Here is an 18644-nt window from a genome sequence, read left to right on the forward strand (position 1 = left end):
ACAAGCAGATGAAACTAATTGGAGTAGGGGATAATGTAGTAGATTACTATAAAGATCAAGGAAAGATCTATCCAGGCGGCAACGCGCTAAATGTGGCCGTATTTTATAATAGATTGAGCAATCATCAGTCTTCCTATATGGGAATCGTGGGGAATGACGAATCGGCAGAGCATGTAGTAAATACTTTGCAGCAAGAAAAGATGGATATTAGCAGAGTAAGAAGAGCTGTAGGAGAAAATGGAATGGCGGTTGTAACACTTGATGAACAAGGTGACCGAGTTTTTGTAGGATCAAATAAAGGGGGCGTTCAATCTAGATTAAAACTAATGCTGAATGAATCGGATTTAACCTATATTCGCCAGCACGATCTTCTTCATACGAGCGTTTTTAGTCATTTAGAATCTGACCTTCCGTTGCTACATAAAATCATTGATATTTCCTTTGATTTTTCTACGAGATACGATGAGGAATATTTACAGCAAGTATGTCCATATATCAGCTATGCATTTTTCTCAGGAAGCAGCCTGCCAGAAGAAGAGTGTATGAATTTAATAAAGCGAGTACACCTGTTAGGAACCAGTGTCGTATGCGTGACAAGAGGAGAAGAGGGAGCTTTATTATCAGTCGAAAATCAGTTATTTAAACAGCCTATAATTCCTACAAATGTAGTGGATACGCTTGGGGCTGGAGATTCTTTTATAGCTGGTTTTCTTTCTTCTTATCTACCAGAAAAAAACATAGCCAAAGCCCTCCATAATGGATCATTGGTGGCATCACAAACTTGTCAAAATTACGGAGCATTTGGATATGGAAAAGAATATCATACAGACTGTGAAATGGTTCTAAAATGAATAAAATAGCGCCTTTGCTTTTGAAGCAAGGCGCTATTTTATTAAGAATTAGAACTGTCTATAGTGAACGTAACGCGATTCGCAGGGTAGTGTAGAAAAGATGAATGAATCGGTCTTTTTTGTGCATCATACGCCACTTTTTCCACTTTAAACAGCGGCTCTCCGACTTCACATTCTAAATGTTTTGCTTCATCCACATTTGCAAATACCATGTTCAATAATTTTTTATTATGAACCGGAGCAATATTGTACTTGTTTTTTATAGTATCGTACATTGAAACTGAATTATGGACGTGCTGATCTAAGTGTGGTAACAATTCTAAGGAGTAGTGAGAAATTTCTAAGGTAAGAGGCTGGTCGTCATAATACAGGATGCGCTGCAGTTCAAGGACTTCACTTTCTGGAGGGATTGATAACATCTTTGCCACATGAGCTTTTACAGGTTTTATACCAAAAGACAAAATTTTAGTCTGCGGTACTTTCCCTAATTCCGACATATACTCTGTATGCCCATTAACGGCAAACAGCTCTCTCTTAGCTTTTGGATATTGAACAAAGGTTCCTTTTCCTTGCTGACGTATCAGAAGGCCTTCTTCTACTAAATCTAATACGGCTTTTCTTACCGTAATCCGACTTACTCCGTATATATCGCACAAATCCGTTTCAATTGGAAGTTTTTCACCCGGAGTATAAACTCCTTTATTAATATCTTCTGTAATAGCCTGTTTTAACTGCATATATAAAGGCGTAGAGCTATGAGTATTTAGCTTCATCTTTTTCCTCCTCTTTCCTAAATACTTTCTTTTGAATATAATTATATTATAACGTAATGTGATGTTATATTACAATTTGCTTTTCTTCCTTTTTATCATGTATGTTTGATACAAAAGAAAGAAAAGTTGGCGAATTCAAAGTTCTATAGCATTCACCTTTCTTTTCTATTAATTGAAAACATGGGTATTGGTTAGACAAGTAATAGAAAATATGCAACAATTTTTATTACCAGCTTCTTCAACATAAGATAAAATAGAAGGTAAGAACTTTATAAAAAGGAGATTTCGCCATGGGTGAAAAAAAGAATATTGATATAGGTGGCCTTAGTTTTGCTTGGGATTTAGAAAAAGGACAATTTAGCTTTGAAGGAGAAGATGCGATCCTTTTTTGGATTTCTTCTGCGATGAAAACATTGTTTGACACAATCGAAGAAATATCTGGGGAAGAGGCAGCTTCTGTAGTACTAGAAACCACTGGTTTCCGACAGGGATTAGTAGTAGGAGAGTACTTTCAAAATATGAAAGGCGTAACGGTTTTTGAAGCGGCTCAGTTAATTACCAATACATACGCTTCGGCTGGATGGGGAAAAACTACTATCAAATATTTAAATCCTGAAAGTAAAACTCTATCTGCTGAATTAAAAGACAGTTGGGAACATAAAATTAACGTTGCGCAAAAGAAAACAAAGGGAGGGAATTTTCTTCCGGCCCATTATGCAGGAATTTTTACAGGACTATTCGGAACAAATATTTGGTACAAGGTGATTCAACATCAAATAGAAGGGCATGAATGCACCACAGTAGAATACTTCCCTTCTAACATTGATATCACTCAAAATATTCATCAATTAGCGAGAAGAAAAGAAGCGCAGAAAATAGAACATTTACAAAACATTGTAGCAGAAAAAACAGCAGAGTTAAAAGATCTTATTAAAAAGCTTTCTTCTCCTATTATTCCGGTTTTGGAAGGCATAGTCGTCGTTCCTTTGATTGGCAAATACGACGAGGATCGAACGGAAGATTTGATTGTCAATACATTAAATAACCTCCCAAAACACCAGGCTAATTATCTTGTGCTGGATTTAACCGGATTGGATAAAGAACTTACTGAATATACGGCAAGTCTTATTGAAAAATTAGGTGCAGCAGCGTCCCTGATTGGTACGAAAACAATTTTAGTAGGGATTTCTGCTGACTTAGGCTTAGTTATATCAGAGACCCATATTGATTTATCAAAATATGATTGTTTTCAAACATTGCAGCACGGCATTCATTATGCATTGGCACAAAGCGGACGAAGCATCGTTTAAAAGATATATTTGAAATATAACAAAATGCACTCATTCAGCATCATAACAAATCTCTTTATCAAAGAACGGAAATGAACTGAAGGATTTCATTTTTTAAAAGAGGAATTGACATGAAACCAAAAGGTGTTATATTATTTTTATATAAAACCTTTTGGTGTTATTTTTTAAAAAGGAGAATGAAGATAACGATGAATGATAAAAGTGTAGTAGAAGATGTAAAACAGACGATAATATTTAACGCGCCGATTCAAAAAATTTGGGATAAAGTAGCAACAGCAGAAGGGCTCCAACAATGGTTCATGCCTAATGATTTTCAGCCTCAGGTAGGATATGAATTTCATTTGCAATCGCCTTTTGGCCCATCTCCGTGTAAAGTATTAGAAATAGATGCACCAAACTATCTTTCTTTCTCTTGGGATACGGATGGATGGGTCGTTTCATTTACCTTAAAAGAAATGGGTAATCAAACTGAATTTACGCTTATTCATAGCGGGTGGAAAGAAGCTGAAACACTTCTTGAAAAAGCAAACGAAAAGAGTTCAGTGGTACGAGATAGAATGAGCTACGGGTGGATTAGTCTCGTAAATGAAAAACTTCGAAAGGTTGTTGAAAACTAAATGACTTTATCAGCTGCCAAGCATGATATCTTTCAAGCCATTGCTGATCCTACTCGAAGAAAAGTACTTGAGCTGCTTTCTGAAAAAGAATTGCCTATATCAGAAATAACGTCTCATTTTTCAATAAGCCGTACCGCTATTGTCAAGCATCTTCATATACTTTCAGAAGCAGACTTAGTCCATGGACAGAAAAAAGGCAGAGAAAAAGTGTATTGTCTTCAGCCAGAGCCTTTAAAAGAGATACAAGATTGGCTTTCTTACTACGAGCAATTTTGGACGAACAAATTATCTATTCTTCAGCATATTGTTGAAAGAGATGAAGAAAGAAATCAATAGAAAAAGCATAAAAACGCTTTTTATAAGGAATATAGCAAAGCCAGTCGTTAAAAAGACTGGCTGTTTTACATAAAAGCTGGTTTTATTCTAGAAGGACAAATAAAAGAACGATGCAGAACAACATAGGACATTTCTTGAAATAAAAAGATAGACCTTTAGAAGAAAAAAAGGGGGAAACAGAGCAATGAATAAGCTTTTATTTTATGGGACGAGCGATGCTCAAGGAGTGCCTCGATTATTATGTGACTGTAAAGTATGTACACAAAAAGATCAATTAAATCAGCGCACAAGGCCTAGTGCACAGTTTACAATAGACGGTAACGTGTTTTTGATTGACGTATCACCTGATTTTAAGCATCAATTTCATTTATACAATAACAAAAAAATCCCTTCTACCGTTTTTATTACTCATCCTCACAATGACCATGTGGCTGGTTTAGGAGATTTAGCCGACTTATGCTATTGGAATAATGTAAATACAGAAGTCGTAGGAGCGCCTGAAGTCATCAGCGAGTTAATCGAAAGATTTCCTTATCTCGCAAAAAGAAAAGGGCTCACCTTTAAAGGAACGTTAAAATGGGATAGTGGAGAAACAACCCTTACGTTTCATAAAGTAAATCACGGATTTAACGGTCATTCCTACGGCATTGTGGTTCATCAAAAACAAGGCGAACGCTGGGCGTATGTATCCGATTCTTTTAATGTGACAAAAGAACAGTGGCAGCCCTTTTACCACTTAGATTTACTGATATTTGGTACATCTTTCTGGAAAGAATATCTTCAAAAAGAAAAAAGATCCGTATATGACGTGACAGAGGCAATGGAGATCAAAGCGAAGCTACAGGCCAAAAACATGGTGTTTACTCATTTATCACATGATATTGATATCCAAAAGCACGCCGAGATGCTTTCAGATGAAAACGTAAGCTTTGCCTATGACGGACGCGAGATTTTATTACCCTAAAGCAATACATAAAGGCATAAAAGGTTTCATTTAAAGAAGCAGCGTAGCTAAAGCGCTGCTTCTTTAAGTTTGTAAATTAGATATGTTCGATAAAGTTGCCCACAACTTTGTTAAATCGATCGCTTTCTTCAAGAAAAGGGCAGTGGCAGCTGTTCTCAAAAACTTCAAGTACAGAACCTGAAACCAGCTTTTGAATATGTCTTCCAGCTGCTACCGGAATGAGCTTTTCTTCTTTTCCAAAGCACAGTAAGGTAGGGATTGCAATAAACGGTAGAAAATCTCGATAGTCCACAATGGATTGATCAAACAAAATAGCACTGGCTATCGACTCAGGCATTTTCGTTACTTCTTTCATAACCCAATGTTTATCTTCTTCAGTTAATTCATCCTTAAACATAAGCGGAATAAAATTTTCTAATGTACTTGTTCGATCAAGCTGAATACCCTGCATGAGCGAAATAAGCGCAGGTAAATCAAATGCACCGATCGGAAAGTCGGGCCATTTAAAATCTGAAGCCATTTCATCTACAATAATATTTCCTTTTACATTTTCTTGACCAAATTGTTTCAAATATTCCCACACAACAAAAGCACCCATCGACCAGCCTACTAATATGACGTCTTTTAATTGATGAGTGGTTATAAACTCATGCACATCATGAGCATAAGTGGAAATTGTATGGCCGTATGGAGTATGACTTGAATTTCCATGTCCTCTTAAATCCAAAAGAATAGTTTGATACTGTTTTGAAAAAAAAGAAAGCTGGTTATGAAAAAAACGACTGCTCATCCAAACTCCGTGAATGAAAATAATAGGTGTTCCTTCCCCTTGTTGTTCATAGTACAAAGTTGCACCGTCTTTTAATGTATAAAAAGGCATCATTTTTGCCCCCAATCTCAAAGATTTATATCTCATCATGTATGCGCGGGCACATTCATGTAGAACGTATCCCGTCAATAAAATTTTTATTGAAGAACAAACCCTAGAAGTAAACGCTTTGATATGTTATACTATTACAGGCTTAAATACTGTATGTTTTTGAAACAATCATTCACTGTAATACTTTTTAGATAGAGGCATCCTTATAAAAAGGATGTTGTTTTTGTCGTAATGTACCTTTAAGTAATGAATTGTTACCATCAATTCGGTTCACAATAACCGACCTACATGCATTATATCTTGCAAATATAAACAGATAGGTGGAAGAAGCAACATGACTGAAAGAAAACCATATCAAGTACTACTATATTATTTGTACACTCCAATTGAAAATCCTGAAGAGTTTACAGATCAGCACTTAGCATTTTGTAAAGAGCTTGAATTAAAAGGACGTATTTTAATTGCGGCTGAAGGGATCAATGGAACGGTATCAGGAACAGTTGAACAAACAGATAAATACATGGAAACGATGAAAAATGATCCTCGTTTTGAAGGTATTGTATTTAAAATAGACGAAGCAGATGAACATGCGTTCAAAAAAATGCACGTGCGTCACCGTAAAGAATTAGTAACTCTTCGATTAGAAGAAGATGTGAATCCTCTTCGCGTAACGGGTAATTACTTAAGCCCAAAAGAATTTCATCAAGCGATGCAAGATGAGAATACGGTCGTAATTGATGCACGAAATGATTATGAATACGATTTAGGTCATTTCCGAGGAGCTGTTCGTCCGGATATTCGAAACTTCCGTGAGCTTCCTGAATGGATTCGCGACAACAAAGATCAGTTTGAAGATAAAAAAATCTTAACTTACTGCACAGGCGGTATTCGCTGTGAAAAATTCTCTGGGTGGCTTCTTGAAGAAGGTTTTGAAGACGTAAGCCAGCTTCATGGAGGGATTGTAACATACGGAAAAGACCCTGAAGTACAAGGTGAACTATGGGACGGTCAGTGCTATGTATTTGATGAACGCATCAGCGTACCAGTTAACCAAAAAGAGCATGTGATTGTCGGAAAAGACCACTTTACCGGTGAGCCTTGTGAACGTTATGTTAACTGCGCAAACCCAGAATGCAATAAGAAAATCTTAGCTTCTGAAGAAAATGAACACAAATATTTACGCGCTTGTTCACATGAATGCCGAGTGAGCCCTCGTAACCGCTATGTAAAAGAACACGGTTTAACAGAAGAAGAGTTTGCAGCACGTGTTAAAGAGCTCGAAAAAGAACACGTAACTTTATAATAAAAAAAAGCAGCACGCTATACAAAGCGTGCTGCTTTTTTTATGAAAAGATTCTCTTAGAACCTGGTGTTTAAAGAATGTCATACAACGGGTATTTATGAAAAAGGAAAGATATTCCTAGCTTTTTTTATTTGTTTAAAAGAATATTTTTTTGAGAAAGCGATTATAAAAAAATGATTGTACATAAAAACGAAAAAGGAGCTTGAAAATGGAAGCAAAAATTGAAAAAAAGTACGATGGCCGTTTGCTTGAAGGACCCCTATGGGATGAAGAAAATCAAAAATTAGTGCTAGTAGACATCTTAGATAAAAAGCTTCTTACGTACGATCCAAAAACGACAACCTTAGAAGATATTGCTCTTCCTTCAGTCGTTACAAGTGTTTCTAAAACCAATCATTCAAAATTGATTGTCTCCACCCGTAATCAGCTGCTTTTAGTTGATAAAAACAAAAAGAATCATGAAGAGTATATCCGTTTAGATACTCTTGAAAAAACCATGCGTTTTAATGACGGGAAATGTGATCCATATAATCGCTTTTGGATTGGAACGATGAGTGAAGAAGATGAAGAAGGAAAAGCCCAGCTGTACGTAGTAGATGAAAAAGGTGTCATTAAGAGCGCTAAAGAAGGATTAAGCGTGTCAAACGGGCTAGCTTGGAATCGAACAGGAGACAAATTCTTTCTGGTTGATTCACCGAAAAATAAAATTATGTCTTATTCATTTTCGAAAGAAACAACAAGGCTCGAAGATGAAAAAGTGGTGATTGACCTTTCAGATATGGACGGGTTTCCTGATGGAATGACAATTGATGAACACGACCGATTATGGGTAGCGCTTTGGGGAGGTTCGAAAGTCATTTGTGTAGATCCAGATAAAGGAGAAATTATAGAATCTATTCATCTTCCTGTTTCCAATGTAACCTGCTGCACATTTGGAGGAGACGATTTACAAACCTTATTTATCACCACAGCTAAGGAAGAAGAAAAATACGAAGAAGCTGCCGGCTCTCTTTTTTCATGCCGAGTAGGAGTAAAAGGCGTGCCGGCTTATACTTACGTGTACTAGATAAGTGCTTATCAAAATGTAATGATTCCTAAAGCCCAGTAACGAAAGATGTTACATGCAGCTTCTACAATTCCTTTACATTGTGTTCACTTCTTTACATTTTATTCTTTATGTGGAAGAGGAATAAAACATGGGGACAACGAATTTCCATAAAGAAGCCTTTTAAAGAATATGAACACTTCTATTGGGTAATAATGGGGAAAGGTACAAAAGGAGGAATTGTTTTGGAACAAACATTGTATGAAAAAGTGGGAGGACAAGAAGCTATTGAAAAAGTAGTTGATTATTTTTATTCTGAGCTCGTGTTAAAAGATGAAACGGTCAGGCACTTTTTCGAGCATACGGATATGGATAAACAGCGTCGACATCAAGCCAAATTTATAAGCTTTGCCTTAGGTGGACCGAATCAATATTCAGGAAAGTCGATGGCCAAAGCACATGCAAATATGAATATTCAACCCGAACATTTTAATGCAATTGCTAAGCATCTTCACGATGCACTTGCTCACTTTAATGTTGAAGAGCCGGATATTGACCAAGCATTAAATAAAGTTGAATCCCTAAGAAATGATATTCAATATAAATAAATTATAAAAAAGAAGGTTACTGTGACCTTCTTTTTTTGTGCTCAAAGCTGTGATGTATGAAGGAAACATGGAAAAGACATCGTAATATGATAAAAATGCAATAGGTAAAAATATTTATCGAAAGTCTGGGAGTGGGAGTATGTCAGCAATTAATGGGAAGCAATACGTAGAGAGAATTAATCAATTAAAAGCAAATGTATGGGTTGATGGCAAGCTCGTAACAGGCAATATATCAGAACATCCGGCTTTTAAAGGAGCCATTAACAGTCAAGCTAAACTTTATGATTTTCAGCATGATAAAAAAATTAAAGATATCATGACATACCAATCCCCGGATTCTGAGGATTTTTTTGGTGCATCTTATTTACAGCCTACAACAAAAGAAGAGTTAAAAAAACGACGAGAGATGACTCAGCAATGGGCGCAATTAACCCATGGTATGATGGGAAGAAGTCCGGATTATATGAATACCGTATTGATGGCTTTTGCATCCTCTGCAGAACTCCTGAGAGGAACAGAAAACTGCTTTCCTGAAAACATCATTTCTTATTATGAATATGTAAGAGAGCACGATTTATCGCTCACTCATACATTCATCGATCCTCAAGTCAATCGAATCCAATTTTATTACGAGCAAAATGACGAACCGATAGCAGCAAAAATAGTTGATAAAAATAATGAGGGAATCGTTATCCAAGGCGCGAAACTGCTTGCTACACAGGGTGGAATGACGGATGAGCTGCTCGTACTGTCTTCAGCAGGCATTCAGGGAAAAGAAAAAGGATTTGCTTTTTCGATTCCAAGTAATACAAAAGGAATTAAATTTATTTGTAGAGAATCATTTGCAGGAAAAGATTCGGCGTTTGATTATCCATTAAGTTCTAGATTTGAAGAAATGGATACAATTGTTGTCTTTGACCATATATTAGTACCATGGAACCGCGTGTTTTTCTATGAAAATGTAGACGTATCAAATACATTCCTTGCTTCTAGTTCCTTCTCAGCTTTTGCTCTGCATCAAGTAACTTCAAGGAGAATTGTCAAAACAGAGTTTGTATTAGGGATTGTACAATCTCTGATCGAAACCATTAACATTATAGACTATCCGCATGTACGAGAAAAAGCAACGGAGCTTATTATTGCGTTAGAAACGATGAAAGCTCTCGTGATGAAAGCAGAAGAAGAAGCGGAGATTGATCCATGGGGATACATGCGTCCGAATGAAACTACACTTCGTATTGCCGCAAATATATTTTCAAAAACATATCCTACCTTTACAGAGATTATCCAGCTTTTAGGTGCAAGCGGACTAATGGCAATACCAACAGAAAATACGTGCCGCTCATTGGTTAAAGAAGATATTACGCGTTATTTGCAAGCTAAATCTAGAGGGGCAGAAGATCGTATTAAGCTTTTTCGACTAGCGTGGGATTTAACTATGAGTCCGTTCGGCACAAGGGAAACACTGTACGAACGTTTTTTCTTTGGGGAGCCTGTACAGTTAACCAGTTATCTGTACTTATCTTACGATAAAGAGCGCTATGTACAGAGAGTAACCGATTTTTTGAAAAGTTAACGGAGGAAACGAATCTCCGCTGGGTATGATAGTTTCGTTACAAAAACAGCGGAGATGCTTATTGAATAAATTTTAAAAATCTGCAATAATTTTCAAGGAATCATTTCTGTGAAAATACTAAGGAATACTATAAAGATAGGATGTTACAATGAATCAATTAATCTATTTTGGTTTAGAACAAGCAAAATCTTGTGTTTTTCCTGTTATCATTTTTCTTACGTTGGCTATGACAAAAATAATTGAAGTACCGTTTATTTCTAGATATGACCTTATTTTATTAGTCTGTCTAGGAACTCAAGTTTTAATGGTGATGTTTAAACGAGAAACGCTTGATGAAGTAAAAGTCATCGCAGTATTTCATTTAATTGGACTAGCGTTAGAACTCTACAAAGTTCATATGGGCTCATGGAGCTATCCAGAAAAAGCTTTCACTAAAGTCTGGGGAGTTCCGCTTTACAGCGGATTTATGTATGCTAGTGTAGCTAGCTACATGTGCCAAGTGTGGAGAAGGCTTGAATTAAAGCTTACGAATTGGCCTTCTACGTGGATTGTCAGTATACTAAGTATGGCTATTTACCTTAATTTTTTCACGCATCATTTCATTTACGACTTCCGCTGGTTTTTAAAACTTTTTACTTTACTTATTTTTTATCGAACTTTTGTATATTTTACGGTTAACAAACGTACATATCGCATGCCTTTAGTATTGTCTTTTGTACTGATTGGCTTTTTCATTTGGATCGCTGAAAATATCGCAACATTTTTTGGAGCATGGCAGTATCCAGATCAACAGCAGCAGTGGACAATGGTTCATGTAAGTAAAATTAGCTCTTGGCTTCTTCTTGTGATTGTTAGTTTCTTGATTGTTGCTTTACTAAAGCATTTAAAAGAAAATCAAAGCCAATTTAAACAAAGAAAGAAATTAAAAGAAATAAACGAAATATATGAAAGATAGAAACATAACTATGTACACGCTGTTAATATGAAGTGCAGAACCTTTGGAGGCTTATATGCAAGAATATATTTTTTATCTTCCCTATTTTAAATCAGCGGGAAAGACCATAGCAGTTACAAATGAAAATGGAGAAAACGTCGGACAGCTTAAGAGAATGCATAAAAATATGTGGACGAAAAGTATTGATTTTTTAACTCGTGATGGACTTCCAGTGTTAGATTCTATTTCTTGGTTTCCTATCTTTTCCTGCGGCTTAAAGGTACATTTACAAGTTCAATGGGAAGGAAGAACGGTGTTTATTGATCACGTGAAAAAACACCGGTGGGTGATAAAAGAAAATGGAAAAACAGTGGGGCATCTATTAGGTAAAGGACTAATTAAAAACGAAGGAGCACAAGAAATTAGATGGGGAAATAACGTCTACATGTTAAGCAGTCATGAAGCTATAGAGGAAGCGTGTATTTTTAATCAAAAAAGAGAAAAAGTCGCAGAGTTTAAATCAGACCTTTTTCATTTTAAAGAAGGCAAACACTCAATAAGAGTAACAGAAGAACTGCCCGTACCCATTTTTATCGCTTCTTACTATATAACTACTTTTATTATGCCATACATATAATCAGGCGCAGAATGATTCTGCGCCTGATTTTTATATCATGATTTTACAAATATCATTTGTGAATTCAACGGGATCACTAATAGATAAGCCTTCAATTAGAAGAGCTTGGTTATATAATAAATTTGTATAAAGGTCTAATTTCCCTTTATCATTTTCAAATGCATCTTTTAAAGAAGCAAATACATCATGATTTACGTTAATTTCTAACACTTTTTCTGCTTTTACATGCTGATTGTCAGGCATCGCACTTAAAATTTTCTCCATTTCAATCGTTACTTCACCATCAGCTGATAAGCAAACGGGATGTGTTTTTAAACGTTTAGACGCGCGCACATCTCCTATTTTTCCCCCCAAAGCTTTTTTCATATAGTCAAATAGCTCTTTATTTTCTCTTTCCTCAGACTCATTGAGCTGTTCTTCTTCTGCTTCAATCCCTAAGTCACTGCTTGAAACAGATTTAAATTCTTTTTCTTCGTACGTCATTAACATTTTAATCGCAAATTCATCGATATCTTCTGTAAAATATAGAATTTCGTAACCTTTATCTGCAACCAATTCTGCTTGAGGAAGCTTTTCAATTCGGTCGTACGATTCGCCTGATGCATAATAGATATACCTTTGATCCTCAGGCATGCGCGATACATATTCGTCTAGTGTTACGAGCTTTTTCTCTGTAGAAGAATAGAATAAAAGCAGGTCTTTTAATACGTCTTTGTTGCTGCCAAAGTCACTGTAAACACCGTACTTCAGCTGGCGGCCAAATGATTCATAAAACTTCTCGTACTTTTCACGTTCGTTTTTAAGTAAGCTTTTTAATTCATTTTTGATTTTCTTGCCGATGTTTTTGGCAATCAGCTGAAGCTGTCGGTCTTGCTGCAAAATTTCACGTGAAATATTAAGAGATAAATCTTCAGAATCTACCATACCTTTTACAAAGCTAAAGTAATCTGGAAGAAGATCTGCACATTTATTCATAATTAAGACGCCGTTTGAATACAGTTCAAGCCCTTTTTCAAATTCTTTTGAGTAGTAATCAAACGGACTATTTTCTGGAATAAATAAAATGGCATTGTAGCGAATCGTTCCATCCACATTAATATGAAGGTGAGTGAGCGGTTTATCAAATCCGTAGCGCTTTTCTGAATAAAACTGCTCATAGTCTTCTGAAGTCAATTCATTTTTATTTTTCTTCCAGATCGGTACCATACTGTTGATAACTTGCTCTTCTGTATAATCTTCTAGCTCGTTATCAGAACCTTCTTTAGGACGTTTTTCCGTTATGTCCATTTTAATCGGGTAGCGGATAAAGTCTGAATACTTTTTAATAATCTCTTTTAAACGATAATCTTCTAGATACTCATCATATGTTTCATCTTCTGTATTTTCTTTAATTTTTAAAATAATTTGAGTCCCAACCGTTTCTTTTTCGCAAGGTTCGATTGTATAGCCATCAGCACCAGTAGATTCCCATTTATAGGCTTCATCGCAGCCTAACGCTTTACTAATCACGGTCACGACATCTGCCACCATGAACGCTGCGTAAAACCCAACGCCGAATTGGCCGATAATCGTGTGCCCGTCCTTTGTTTCATTTTCGTTTTTAAACGCAAGGGAACCGCTTCGCGCAATTGTGCCCAAGCTGCTTTCAAGCTCTTCTTGCGTCATGCCAATTCCAGTATCCGTAATGGTTAAGGTACGGTTAGTTTTATCTGGTGTTACTTTTATGTAATAGCTTTCTTTGTTAAAACGCAAGGAGTCGTCTGTTAAGGCTTTGTAATAAATTTTATCGATTGCATCACTTGAATTTGATAGAAGTTCTCTCAAAAATACTTCTTTTTGAGAATAGATGGAATTAATCATCATCTCTAATAATCGCTTTGATTCAGCTTTGAATTCTTTTTTTGACATAAGAAATTCTCCTTTCCAAATAGGGCTTATAAAATAATTAGCACTTGAGTGGATAGAGTGCTAATCACTCTTCTTATTTAACATGTATTAGGGTATTTGTCAATATATTAGGAGATTCGCTAAAGAGATTAAAAATTAGACTGAAAAAAGCAAACTTTTAAAAAAAGGTTGAACGTTCTGAAAGAGTTTGCTAGAATATACTTAATTTCAAAGACTATATGTGACTGGCGAAACGCGGATAACCGTGAGGAAGCATATAGTGACGTAGCCGTTCGCCTGGGCAGAGGTAAGGGATTAATACATATCTCTTACCTCTTTCTGTTTAGGGGGAGAGGATATAGAAGTTATCACATATGTAGGCTAAAAAACCAGACTTTTTAAAAAAATAAAAATGAAGTTCCTTTATCCAAAGGTAAAAACATGTAAAACTACGATGATAATCAGAGGAGAGTACAAAATGAGCACATTAACATTAAAAAAAGTACAAACAATCAAAACATTAAACAACATTGCACAAAAAGGTCTAAATGTTTTTAATCAAGAAGGTTATCAAATTGACAACGACAGCGAAAGTCCAGATGCGATTGTCGTGCGTAGCTTTAACATGCACAGCATGGCATTTGACCAAAATTTAAAAGCTATTGCACGAGCTGGAGCAGGGGTTAATAATATACCGGTGGACGCTTGCACGGAGCAAGGTATCGTTGTATTTAATACGCCAGGAGCTAATGCAAACGCAGTAAAAGAAATGGTTTTAACTACAATTATGGCTTCTTCTCGTAACTTATTTGCTGGAGTTGAATGGACAAAAGGATTGGATGGCCAAGGTGATCAAATTCCTAAGTTAGTTGAAGCAGGTAAAAAACAGTTTGTTGGAAAAGAAATCAAAGGTAAAACGTTAGGCGTTATTGGTTTAGGTGCAATTGGTGCTCTTGTAGCAAACGATGCGCTTGATTTAGATATGGACGTAATTGGTTTTGATCCATTCATTTCTGTTAATACAGCTTGGAATTTGTCTCGCAACGTACAGCGTGCAATGTCTCTAGAAGAACTATTTGCAGCATCTGACTATATTACGGTTCACGTTCCATTAACGGACGATACAAAAGGTGTTTTCAATAAAGAAACGTTTAGCATCATGAAACCTGATGTTCATATTTTGAACTTCTCACGCGGTGAGCTTGTAAACGAAGAAGATATGAAAGCTGCTCTTGAAAGTGGAAAAGTTGGAAGATACATTACAGATTTCCCAAATCAAAATGTCTTGAACATGAAAAATGTTGTGCCAATTCCTCATCTAGGGGCATCAACTCAAGAATCAGAAGAAAACTGTGCGGTAATGGCAGCACGTCAAGTGAAAAATTTCTTAGAAACAGGAAACGTTAAAAACTCAGTGAACTTCCCGAATGCATCTCTTCCTTACACTGGGAAAAAACGCGTAGCTGCTTTCCATCACAACGTGCCGAATATGGTAGGACAACTTACGCAAGTATTCTCAAACTACAATTTAAACATCGCAGATATGGTGAACAGAAGCCGCGGTGAATATGCGTATACAATGATCGATATTGACAATCAAGTAAGTGACGAGATTGTGCCTGAGCTAGAAGAAAAAATCGGTCAAATTGAAGGAATTATTACAAGTCGTATTATCTAATTTGGTTCCCATCATATTTTAGTGTTACAGCCCTAACTTAGAAAAGTTAGGGCTGTTTTTACATGGTGTTTACCTCATATCAATTCCTTCATTCTCATAGCATATAGAAATACCTTTAAAGAGGTGAACGTTTTGTCAGGAGAACTGATAGGAATTTTGATAGGGTCGCTCATCGCGCTGGCAGGAACATTCATTACGTCTGTTGTAGCTATAGTGATGTCGAAAGAGCAATACAAACAAGAGCTTCGCAAAGCATTTATCCAAAAGAAAGTTGATGCCTATACCCATGTGTGTCAAGTTATTCTAGCTATAAAAAACGATTTACTTACAAAAACTGTTTCTTCAGCTGGCTTAAACTGGACGGCTCAATCTATTAACAAAATAGCAGATGTGTGTATTACGGAAGGGCTATGGATCGATGAAGAAGACAGCAAAAAGCTGGAGGTTCTGCAGAAGCAACTTTCAAAATTTGTATTTGATGAAATAGAACTGTCTAGACATGATATTCTCACAGCCTGTTATGAAATTGTTGAATATTGCGAAAAAAAGGTAAGGATTCTTCATTCTATGACTACAAAAGAATAGGTGATTACTACTTTAAGAAGTGATAGTAGAAGTATTAAAAAAGCATCGGAATATAAAGTCAAAAAACAATCCGTTTATACACCAGCAGTCGACGAGGGCATTAAGCGATAGGAAAAGATAGGCTCAGTACCGGGTCTATCTTTTTGCGTTTATATAAAGATTAAATATATTTCTAAATGCATGTGTCCAAGCATTTATAGAAAAACTTCATAAAATATAGTACAGAAAGGAGATGATTGTATGTCGAATTACGAGTCGAGTAAACCTTATATTAAAGCCGTTAATATACCTAATCCTTTATATCAATCTTTAAAAGGAGACTATTTTGTCGGACAAACTGAGCCTATTCGTTTTGGTGGAAATAGAAATGCTTGGGGCGGGTTAGTTAACCCTTCCGGCTCCGGAGTAGATTTATTTGTGAATGCTTTTACTATCACTAACTATTCCAACGAACCTTTTACTGCTGAAATTTGGTTTAATTCTATCCCGCCTGGAAAAGGAACAACTTCAGATAATGTGAGTCCAGCAAATACTACAATACGTTCAAAGCCAAAAGGGAAAATTAAATTTGCAGAAATGGTAAAAGGCTTTCCTACCAAAGGGGTAAACGTATTTAACCGTGTTGTTCCGCCGAAAAGTACATTAGTAAGTGATGAAGATGGAAAATTTATCTTTCCAAACAACGGTTCATACGTTATTTTCCTAGTTTCTCCGGGAAATAAAGAAATTAAAGCTGAAATTGCATATGGATGGTTTGAAAAAAACGTAAGAAGGACTGTTAACTGAATAGGTCTTAGCGATTGTATGAGAAGTGTATGAGCTATTTCATACAGTTCTTAACAAACAGTAAGTGTTTATGAAAAGAACTTTGCAGCAGCATACAAAGTTCTTTTTTATAGCTTGCGTTTTTTCGTTTGATTGTGGATATCACCCAAGAAAAACAAAGCAAGCAAAAGGATAATTCCAACTACACAAACCATTTGAATGGTATTTAAGGATGTTGATAACTAAGGGATTAAAGCGATAATACATAAAACTAAGCTACCTAGTACAATAGCAAAACGAATAACAAAGACGACTGTTATAGAACGAATGCCACATACAGCTGATATACTAATCACTTCTTTGTAGAATGAAATAACTTTTTTGTCCAGGGTATAAGCATGCTTAACATCTCACGTTAATGTCTACATTCACATTATCTTAAGTTTCAATTCATACTGGCTTCATATAAATTAATCATACTGAATGTATTAATGAAAGATATGAGGTGGAACAATGTTAAAAAAGCTTTTTAAACTATTTACACAAGAAACCGAGATATCTAAAGATAAAGAAGTAGATCTCCACGAAGAGAACGATTTTAACGAAGTTTGTGATGATCATTTCATTATAGATGAGTATTAGAAACCCTATAAAAAGCTGCGAAATTTAAAGAATTGATTGAGTATATCCGTATAACCAGTAATTGCACAAGGGTCGTAAAGGTATACTTTTACGGCGGATTAATATTGATGAATTGCTTTTCACATGAAACAATGTGAAAAAAATGGGCATCCTAGAAGCAAAAGGAGGGGATAGAATGGGCAAAGAACCAAATGATGAAACAAGTGAAGGGCTGAATCAGCTTTTTGAAATCATCAATGCAAAAGGCGACGAGGGCGAACTTAGAGAAATTGTCAGCAGGAGCAGTGAAAAGAATAATCATAAAAATCATGAGGATCAATCGTAAAAAGAAAATAAAAAACCTCTTCATGGAAATCATGAAGAGGTCAGATGAAATAGTATTGCAACCATTCCATCCTGCAGAGTTTTAAAGCGTTTTAAACTCTTGATACGACTGGTTTTATGGAACTGATGGGATTCGAACCCACGACCCCTTGTCTGCCAGACAAGTATTCTCCCACTGAACTACAGTCCCGATTATGTAGAGCCTTTATTGCATGTTGACTCTACTATATTTTAATACGTATGCAGCGCGTTCGCAATAGTTATTTTCAGTGTTTTCTAATTTCTTCATATGAATATTAACTTCTAAAAAAATCGTTTACTTCTTGTTTATACGTATAAAAAAAACTTGGAATTTGGCTTGGTTCCAATCCTTGTGCAGCGTATTTGCTAATGGATTCGTAGTACCATTTCTGCTTTTCGAATCCTCTTTTAAAGCTATTCCAAATCGTATCTCCTTGCTGATCGTAGCTTTCTTTTAAAGACCGTAAATTGTCTAATTTATCTGCTACAATTAAAGATTTCACTTCAAGAGAACCAGTTTTCACAATTTGAATTGTATGCTGTTTACGTTCTTCCCAGCTTTTTGATTTGTTTTCTGTATGAGCTTCAACAATCCCCGCTACCTCTAAACCAAATCTTTGTACAATTTCTTCGAGTGTTACACTTGTATCTTCTACAGCATCATGCAGATAAGCTGCTGCAATTACTTCTTCACTAAAACCTGCTTTTTCTAAAATAGTACCTACGTTAATAGGATGAACAATATAAGGTGTATCGGACAGCTTGCGCATTTGGCCGCTATGAGCGTGTTCTGCATATCTACGTGCTTCTTTTATTAAAGACATCATATTCCTCCACTTTTTATTCAGTATATCTTCATATTATTAGTATAAACGAATATAGCTTTCCTCACTTTATAAAATTGCACA

Annotated in this window: 19 protein-coding genes, 1 tRNA gene and 1 riboswitch; of the genes, 15 read left to right on the plus strand and 5 right to left on the minus strand. The window is 35.9% G+C overall.

Annotation, left to right across the window (positions count from 1 at the left end; all coding sequences use genetic code 11):
- Positions 1-8: 8 nt before the first annotated feature.
- Positions 9-851: a fructoselysine 6-kinase gene (locus tag ACFX4R_RS12920; RefSeq protein ID WP_043982527.1), complete on the plus strand. Its 843-nt coding sequence runs from the start codon at positions 9-11 to the stop codon at positions 849-851.
- Positions 852-892: 41 nt separating this feature from the next.
- Here ACFX4R_RS12920 and ACFX4R_RS12925 read toward each other — a convergent pair whose 3' ends face one another.
- A complete protein-coding gene (locus ACFX4R_RS12925; RefSeq protein WP_013057106.1) occupies positions 893-1624 on the minus strand; it encodes a GntR family transcriptional regulator in 732 nt (243 codons plus the stop codon).
- Positions 1625-1914: 290 nt separating this feature from the next.
- Here ACFX4R_RS12925 and ACFX4R_RS12930 point away from each other — a divergent pair, with 290 nt between their 5' ends.
- The 4 genes from ACFX4R_RS12930 (at position 1915) to ACFX4R_RS12945 (ending at position 4851) form a co-directional block, all read left to right on the plus strand.
- The gene (locus ACFX4R_RS12930; protein ID WP_340447461.1) at positions 1915-2934 is read left to right on the plus strand and encodes an STAS domain-containing protein; all 1020 of its coding nucleotides are present in this window, start codon (positions 1915-1917) and stop codon (positions 2932-2934) included.
- Between the two features lie 188 nt (positions 2935-3122).
- On the plus strand, positions 3123-3551 hold the full coding sequence (locus ACFX4R_RS12935; RefSeq protein ID WP_043982528.1) for an SRPBCC family protein: 429 nt from the start codon (positions 3123-3125) through the stop codon (positions 3549-3551).
- The gene (locus tag ACFX4R_RS12940) at positions 3552-3887 is read left to right on the plus strand and encodes an ArsR/SmtB family transcription factor (protein WP_043982530.1); all 336 of its coding nucleotides are present in this window, start codon (positions 3552-3554) and stop codon (positions 3885-3887) included.
- Between the two features lie 184 nt (positions 3888-4071).
- Complete coding sequence (locus tag ACFX4R_RS12945; protein WP_162214275.1) at positions 4072-4851, plus strand: MBL fold metallo-hydrolase; 780 nt, start codon at positions 4072-4074, stop codon at positions 4849-4851.
- Between the two features lie 76 nt (positions 4852-4927).
- On the opposite strand, the gene ACFX4R_RS12950 is transcribed toward ACFX4R_RS12945, so the two are convergent.
- Positions 4928-5731 (minus strand): alpha/beta fold hydrolase, encoded by an 804-nt coding sequence (locus ACFX4R_RS12950; RefSeq protein ID WP_323619114.1) that lies wholly within the window; start codon positions 5729-5731, stop codon positions 4928-4930.
- A 334-nt stretch (positions 5732-6065) separates the two neighbouring features.
- Here ACFX4R_RS12950 and trhO point away from each other — a divergent pair, with 334 nt between their 5' ends.
- The 6 genes from trhO to ACFX4R_RS12980 all read left to right on the plus strand — a co-directional run bounded on the left by trhO (position 6066) and on the right by ACFX4R_RS12980 (position 11834).
- Entirely contained in the window at positions 6066-7034 is a 969-nt protein-coding gene (gene trhO, locus ACFX4R_RS12955) for an oxygen-dependent tRNA uridine(34) hydroxylase TrhO (protein ID WP_043982533.1), read from the plus strand.
- Between the two features lie 208 nt (positions 7035-7242).
- Entirely contained in the window at positions 7243-8100 is an 858-nt protein-coding gene (locus ACFX4R_RS12960; protein WP_025751869.1) for an SMP-30/gluconolactonase/LRE family protein, read from the plus strand.
- Positions 8101-8324: 224 nt separating this feature from the next.
- A complete protein-coding gene (locus ACFX4R_RS12965; RefSeq protein WP_080781699.1) occupies positions 8325-8687 on the plus strand; it encodes a group I truncated hemoglobin in 363 nt (120 codons plus the stop codon).
- 139 nt (positions 8688-8826) lie between these two features.
- Positions 8827-10263, plus strand: coding sequence for a 4-hydroxyphenylacetate 3-monooxygenase, oxygenase component (gene hpaB / locus ACFX4R_RS12970; RefSeq protein ID WP_377569729.1), 1437 nt, complete (start codon positions 8827-8829; stop codon positions 10261-10263).
- 148 nt (positions 10264-10411) lie between these two features.
- Entirely contained in the window at positions 10412-11218 is an 807-nt protein-coding gene (locus ACFX4R_RS12975; RefSeq protein ID WP_377569732.1) for a DUF817 domain-containing protein, read from the plus strand.
- 55 nt (positions 11219-11273) lie between these two features.
- Entirely contained in the window at positions 11274-11834 is a 561-nt protein-coding gene (locus ACFX4R_RS12980) for a tubby C-terminal domain-like protein (RefSeq protein WP_322552066.1), read from the plus strand.
- Positions 11835-11864: 30 nt separating this feature from the next.
- On the opposite strand, the gene htpG is transcribed toward ACFX4R_RS12980, so the two are convergent.
- Complete coding sequence (htpG, locus tag ACFX4R_RS12985; RefSeq protein WP_377569734.1) at positions 11865-13742, minus strand: molecular chaperone HtpG; 1878 nt, start codon at positions 13740-13742, stop codon at positions 11865-11867.
- A gap of 210 nt (positions 13743-13952) precedes the next feature.
- Positions 13953-14031: riboswitch (ZMP/ZTP riboswitch) on the plus strand.
- Between the two features lie 168 nt (positions 14032-14199).
- Here htpG and ACFX4R_RS12990 point away from each other — a divergent pair.
- From ACFX4R_RS12990 to ACFX4R_RS13005, 4 genes are all read left to right on the plus strand, one after another.
- Positions 14200-15399: a phosphoglycerate dehydrogenase gene (locus ACFX4R_RS12990; RefSeq protein ID WP_043982539.1), complete on the plus strand. Its 1200-nt coding sequence runs from the start codon at positions 14200-14202 to the stop codon at positions 15397-15399.
- A 123-nt stretch (positions 15400-15522) separates the two neighbouring features.
- Positions 15523-15984, plus strand: a complete 462-nt coding sequence (locus tag ACFX4R_RS12995; RefSeq protein ID WP_230184083.1) for a hypothetical protein — start codon at positions 15523-15525, stop codon at positions 15982-15984.
- 240 nt (positions 15985-16224) lie between these two features.
- Positions 16225-16770: a DUF6143 family protein gene (locus ACFX4R_RS13000; protein ID WP_043982543.1), complete on the plus strand. Its 546-nt coding sequence runs from the start codon at positions 16225-16227 to the stop codon at positions 16768-16770.
- A 796-nt stretch (positions 16771-17566) separates the two neighbouring features.
- Positions 17567-17716, plus strand: coding sequence for a hypothetical protein (locus ACFX4R_RS13005; protein WP_013057122.1), 150 nt, complete (start codon positions 17567-17569; stop codon positions 17714-17716).
- 117 nt (positions 17717-17833) lie between these two features.
- Here ACFX4R_RS13005 and ACFX4R_RS13010 read toward each other — a convergent pair.
- Both ACFX4R_RS13010 and ACFX4R_RS13015 read right to left on the minus strand, forming a co-directional pair.
- A tRNA-Ala gene (locus ACFX4R_RS13010) sits at positions 17834-17905 on the minus strand.
- Positions 17906-18011: 106 nt separating this feature from the next.
- On the minus strand, positions 18012-18560 hold the full coding sequence (locus ACFX4R_RS13015; protein WP_043982544.1) for an HD domain-containing protein: 549 nt from the start codon (positions 18558-18560) through the stop codon (positions 18012-18014).
- Positions 18561-18644 lie beyond the last annotated feature (84 nt).

The organism is Priestia sp. YIM B13490, assembly GCF_042787735.1.
GTDB lineage: Bacteria > Bacillota > Bacilli > Bacillales > Bacillaceae_H > Priestia > Priestia megaterium.